The 4937-nt window shown below is 42.6% G+C and carries 4 protein-coding genes, 1 tRNA gene and 1 pseudogene; 3 read left to right on the top strand and 3 right to left on the bottom strand.

The features are described from left to right. Positions 1 to 419: pseudogene (locus tag IQ242_RS16730) on the top strand (hypothetical protein); the annotation flags it as partial. Between the two features lie 29 nt (positions 420 to 448). Here IQ242_RS16730 and IQ242_RS16735 read toward each other — a convergent pair. Then, the gene (locus tag IQ242_RS16735; protein ID WP_193960747.1) at positions 449 to 949 is read right to left on the bottom strand and encodes a helix-turn-helix domain-containing protein; all 501 of its coding nucleotides are present in this window, start codon (positions 947 to 949) and stop codon (positions 449 to 451) included. 183 nt (positions 950 to 1132) lie between these two features. Between IQ242_RS16735 and IQ242_RS16740 the strand changes: the two genes are divergently transcribed. Both IQ242_RS16740 and IQ242_RS16745 read left to right on the top strand, forming a co-directional pair. After that, positions 1133 to 3370 (top strand): FdhF/YdeP family oxidoreductase, encoded by a 2238-nt coding sequence (locus IQ242_RS16740; protein ID WP_193960748.1) that lies wholly within the window; start codon positions 1133 to 1135, stop codon positions 3368 to 3370. 145 nt (positions 3371 to 3515) lie between these two features. Then, positions 3516 to 3941 (top strand): lysozyme inhibitor LprI family protein, encoded by a 426-nt coding sequence (locus tag IQ242_RS16745; RefSeq protein ID WP_193960749.1) that lies wholly within the window; start codon positions 3516 to 3518, stop codon positions 3939 to 3941. A 59-nt stretch (positions 3942 to 4000) separates the two neighbouring features. Here IQ242_RS16745 and IQ242_RS16750 read toward each other — a convergent pair. Both IQ242_RS16750 and IQ242_RS16755 read right to left on the bottom strand, forming a co-directional pair. Further along, positions 4001 to 4071, bottom strand: a tRNA-Gly gene (locus tag IQ242_RS16750). 85 nt (positions 4072 to 4156) lie between these two features. Next, on the bottom strand, positions 4157 to 4894 hold the full coding sequence (locus IQ242_RS16755; RefSeq protein WP_193960750.1) for an HAD family phosphatase: 738 nt from the start codon (positions 4892 to 4894) through the stop codon (positions 4157 to 4159). Between the last annotated feature and the right edge of the window lie 43 nt (positions 4895 to 4937).

The following is a 4937-nucleotide window of genomic DNA, read 5'->3' on the forward strand; positions in this document are numbered from 1 at the left end:
ACACCTTATGGTTGAGGGTATTAGGTAAAGGAGGAACTCAAAAACGAGCAGTTGAAGAGTTAGTTGAACTGCCAGAACGCAATCCTTTTCGAGAGAATTTATTAGAAATTCTGGCCAACTGGCGCAAAAACTTAGAATTGAGAGATAATTTAAGTACAGAAGAACAGGAGGTCATCATGAACTTATCACCAGCTTATCTAAAGCAACGAGAAGAGTGGAAATTAGAAGGAAAGCAAGAAGGCACGTTAGAGGGACAACTTTCCCTGATAGCCACTCTTCTGGGAGGACGCTTTGGCAGCCTAGATTCGGAATTATCCAGTCTGGTAGAAAAGATTGCCCAACTTCCCATCTCAGAACGCACCGGTTTACTTCTTTCTTTGGCGAATTTATCCCGCGAGGAATTGTTAAAAAGATTGTAAATTTCGTTTCTCGCTTTTCTTGTGGTTGTTCAACGATAATTGTTTTCCTTTTGTTTTTGCTGATAAGCTTCAAATTCGGGGTTACTGGCAAGAATTTGACGGACGCACTCCCGACTTATGCCGTATTTATCCCCTATTTGCTGATAGCTCAATCCTTGCCTATGGAGTTCTAAAAAATCGTAGCTTTTTTGCAGTTTTTCCTTTCTCTCTGCATCCCATCTTGGTGTTGGACTCTTATCGCTAAAATGTCTTACTATTTTTCTTCCCAACTCGGTCAAAGAATATTGAGGATCGTGGAAACTAACCAATCCTTGTTTTTCCAATTCTTTAAGTATTTTATGTACTCTGGTTAAATTATGAGCAGTTGTTGCCAATTGCCGAGACGGATCGGAAAGTATCCGAATTGCCGAATCGATCTCAATCGGATAATCTAACATCCCTTTCAGAATCTGTTTCTGTTTTGCTTGGAGATTAGCGATCATCTCCTCTAAATGTTGAAAGTTTTCATTTTCATCCATCGGAATTACCATTTTAATAGACCTCTCCTTAGTCTGATAAAATCACAATCAGGGGATATTGTCAATAACCAGCCGTAGCTTACCCAGTCGTTTATCCGTTGCCGATGCACTTTTTAAAAAATAGTGATAAACTCAACTGTACTGGGTACAATCTTCCTCTCGGAGAGATTTGAATAAAAATCGGGAGAAAAAACGATGAACGAATGGGAAATATCCAACAAAATTGAGGCGGGCGGGGGGTTTCCCGTATTGCAATATTGGGCAGAAAAAACCCTCTCTCCTCAAGGGGTTAAACTCTGGCAAACCTTAAATCATAAAAGTGCCTGTTTAGCCTGCGCTTGGGGAACGGGAGGACAAAAGGGCGGTTTTGTCAACGAAGCGGGGGAAAGTCTGCAACGTTGTCTCAAAAGTGTCGAGGCAGTTACTTCCGAATTAATGCCAGGTATTAAAACCGATTTTTTTCAAACCTATCATCTCGCTCAATTACAGTCCTTAACCTCCCTAGAATGCGATCGCTTGGGTCGTTTTAGTTATCCCGTCCTCTTAAAAGCCGGAGAAAGTCACTATCAACGTATTAGTTGGGAAGAAGTGTATCGATTAGCCGAACAAGCTTTTCATCAACCGTCTGAGACTATTGCCTCCTATAGTTCTGGACGTTCTTCTAATGAAGCCGCCTATCTCTTACAATTGTTTTTCCGGGCATTAGGAAGTAATAATTTAGCCGATTGTTCCGATCTCTGTCATGCCGCCTCGACCTTAGGCTTAAAACAGGTTTTCGGAACCGGAACTTCGATGGTCAGTCTGGAAAGTTTAAAACAAGCCGATTGTGTGGTGTTAATCGGTTCTAACGCTCCGGCTAATCATCCTCGCCTGATGAATGAATTAATTCAAATTCGTGATCGCGGCGGTAAAATTATTATTATTAACCCGCAAATTGAAGTCGGATTGGTCAAATTCTCCTCGCCCGCTTTTCCGATTAAATCCCTATTGCGGGGCGGTTCCGATATTTCTACTCTCTACCTACAGCCGATTCCGGGTAGCGATACCGCCCTATTCGTCGGATTACAAAAATCTTTAATTGAACAAAATTTAGTCCGGTGGGATTATCTTGAATCCCATACGGAAAATTGGCAATCTGTTATAGATTACGCCCGACAAATACCCTGGGAAACCATTACTAAAGCCTGCGGTTTATCCCGAGAAGAAATTGAAGCAACCGCCGCCCTTTTCGGCAATTTAGAGCGTGTGGTTTTCGCTTGGGCGATGGGGGTTACACAACAGGAAAACGGGGTAGATAATATCATCAGTATCGCTAACACGGCCTTACTCACGGGTAATGCCGGCAAAACCGGAGCCGGAACCATGCCAATCCGGGGTCATTCTAATGTACAGGGCTTCGGTTCTATGGGCGTTACAGTGAGATTACGTCAGGAAATCGCCGAGGCACTTTCTCAACTTTTAGGAAAGCCATTAAATATAACTGGCGGTTATGATACCAGGGCATTAATTGAAGCGGCCGAACGGGGAAAAATCAACACCCTTTTCTGTTTGGGAGGTAATCTTTATGGGGCAAATCCAGATTTAACTCAAGCCAAAAAAGCCTTAGCTCAAATTGATACGATTTTTTATGTAGCTACTAAGCCAAATTTAGGACATTTTCAGGGATTAGCCCGACAAAATACGGTAATTTTACCCGTCTTCGCTCGTTTTGAAAATCCTCACCCGACAACAACTGAATCAGGCAATAATTTTGTCCGTTTTAACGAGCGGGGAAGCAGTCATCTACAGGGTTCCCATGTGGATATCATCTCGGAAGTAGAACTGTTAACAAATATTGCCGTCAAGGTTTTAGGCACAAACCCGATTGATTGGTCGAGATTACACGACACCGCCTATATTCGTCAGTTAATCGCCAAAACGATTCCGGGTTATGAAAAGATCGGGCAATTAGATCAAACCCAAACAGAATTTACCATTAGCGGACGGATTTTTGCCGAACCCCATTTTCCAACATCGACCGGAAAAGCGCAAATGTCTGTCACCCTTTTACCCACTTTAAAAGCACCGCAAAAGCAAGATTTCGACCAACCAGAAAATGCCCCCGGAATTGCCCTGATTCTCGGAACAGGACGCAGTTATGGACAACATAATACCGTCGTTTATCAAGTGGGCGATAAATACCGGGGAATGCCCCACCGTCATTGTTTATTGATGAACGCCGAAGATGCCAAAAAAGCGGGCTTTCAAGAACATCAACGAGTCACCGTCCAAGGAGATGCCGGCAAATTAGAAAATATCGAACTTATTTTCGGTCCGATTCGCGAAGGTGTTGGCTTTATGTTCTATCCCGAAGCCAATGTTTTATTCAAAGCTAAAATTGACCCTCGCTGTGGGACTCCTGCTTATAAACGAGTTCCCGTCTGGGTTTTTTAGTTATCAACTCCTCTAATTTTCTTTTTTGGAAATAATGAAATATAGTTAACCAAGCCAACCAACGAATCGAGCAGAATGAAAAAGCTATGGCCGATTCGATCGCATTTCTGTTATCCTATTCTTACCATTATTAAAATAAGTGGCCATGGGAGAGTTTTTGCTAACCGTATTAAGCATAGCCAGTTTATTTGCCGTCGAGATGGCTACCCCTAGCATTGCAAGTCCCACATCTGGAGCGACGGAGTTGCAACTAGCTCAAAATCCTAACTGTAACAATCCCCAGACTCAAAGCCAAATGAACATTTGTGCCAGCATCGCTTATCAAAACGCCGATCGCAAGTTAAATCAAGTTTATCGACAACTACTGCCAAAACTGTCAGCTGCTCGCAAACAAAAATTAATTGCTGCCCAACAAGCTTGGATTAAGTTTAGAGACAGCAGTTGCGAATTTGAAAGAAGTGCGTTTGAGGGAGGCTCTATAGCTCCCATGATTTACGGTTTTTGTTTGGCAAATGTCACCGAGCAGCGCACCAAAGATTTACGGAGATATTTAGAAGATAGCGATCTCTAAGTCAGAATCGCCGTTGATATTACCGATAATTCCTTAGACGTTTACTGCACAACAGCCTAAGCGGGTGAGGGGAATCGAACCCCTATCATTAGCTTGGAAGGCTAGGGTTTTACCACTAAACTACACCCGCATTTTCTTAGCACTTTTGTTAGCATAACACGAATTGCCGATTTTTGCAAGTAGGGATTTTCAGCTTGTTAATCGCCTCTAGATGGTTATAAATTGCCTAAAAATCCCGATCGCTCGGTTATTTCCCCGATTTGGCTAAAAGTTTTCTCCACGCGATCGAGATCTAGTTGGGAGAAATTATCGATCGCCCAGTTAGACACTCTCTGCATAAAATGGAAGGGATAGGTATGAGCGATTCCCACCACCTGCATTCCCGCTCTTTTTGCCGCTTCGCAACCAGCAAAAGTATCTTCAATCACCAGACATTCCCAGGGTTGCAATTGCAGATTAAAATTCCAACGATTGAATCTTTCTACGGCCAGTAAATAACCATCCGGTTGGGGTTTACTGGTGCTAATCTCATCCCCGGTGACAATGACACTAAAGTAATCCCCAAGGCCCGTCTGTTGCAAGATTGATTCCACTTCCGAGCGTATTGCTCCCGTCACCAAACCGATTTGTAGATCCCTGGCCTTAACCCGTTTTAAAAAAGAGTATATCTCCTCATAAATAGGAAGTTTCTCTAATTTTTCTAATCTTTGTCGGTATAAACTGGTTTTTTTGTTAATTAACTTGGTCAGATACTCCTCGGTTACTTGACGACCGCGACGGGTGAGAACATTACGCAAACAGACGCGATCGCTTCTTCCCAGACATAACTCCGCAAATTCCGACCCTAGGGGCAGTAAATTTTCTCCGAGCAAGATTTCATTGATTAACTCTTGATGGATTGGTTCATCATTGATGATCACCCCATTAAAATCGAACAGAACAGCCTTTAACATCAATCTTAGACAGAAAAGCTAATAAATACTAAATATTCTTGAT

It is taken from the genome of Microcystis sp. LEGE 08355 (assembly GCF_015207185.1).
Lineage (GTDB): Bacteria > Cyanobacteriota > Cyanobacteriia > Cyanobacteriales > Microcystaceae > Microcystis > Microcystis panniformis.

Excerpts from the sequence above, each read along its gene's own strand:
- IQ242_RS16735 (WP_193960747.1), bottom strand. The coding sequence starts at position 949 with ATGGTAATTCCGATGGATGAAAATGAAAACTTTCAACATTTAGAGGAG.
- IQ242_RS16740 (WP_193960748.1), top strand. The coding sequence starts at position 1,133 with ATGAACGAATGGGAAATATCCAACAAAATTGAGGCGGGCGGGGGGTTT.
- IQ242_RS16745 (WP_193960749.1), top strand. The coding sequence starts at position 3,516 with ATGGGAGAGTTTTTGCTAACCGTATTAAGCATAGCCAGTTTATTTGCC.
- IQ242_RS16755 (WP_193960750.1), bottom strand. The coding sequence starts at position 4,894 with ATGTTAAAGGCTGTTCTGTTCGATTTTAATGGGGTGATCATCAATGAT.